1 protein-coding gene is annotated in these 271 nt (G+C 59.4%); it reads right to left on the bottom strand.

Annotated features, from left to right (window positions below; all coding sequences use genetic code 11):
- The coding region (locus Q5762_RS38455; RefSeq protein WP_315896958.1) for a hypothetical protein at window positions 1-243 on the bottom strand (243 nt) is incomplete at its 3' end.
- Window positions 244-271 lie beyond the last annotated feature (28 nt).

The following is a 271-nucleotide window of genomic DNA, read 5'->3' as shown; positions in this document are numbered from 1 at the left end:
GCCGGTTCTTCCCTGGTAAAGCTGGTTGAAAGTAGCGTTCAGACGAAGTGCTTCGGCCTCCCCCTGCATCCGCTCCTCGATAGTGAGTGGCGCAGAGAACATGATTTCCCTGCCAAGCGCGGCGGAAGGGTCTGCGCGCATCTCCAGGACACGCGAAACCGCGTATGCGTTGATGTTTCCCGCTCGACCGGTGGATGCGAAATGTGTCGCAAGCAACTGCAGCGCAAAGTAGTTGCCGTCCACTGCGGACGACATCATCTGGTCCAGGGCC

Origin of the sequence: Streptomyces sp. P9(2023), assembly GCF_032436795.1 — a bacterium.
Taxonomy (GTDB): Bacteria; Actinomycetota; Actinomycetes; order Streptomycetales; family Streptomycetaceae; genus Streptomyces.
This window is presented reverse-complemented; position numbering and strand designations above follow the sequence as displayed.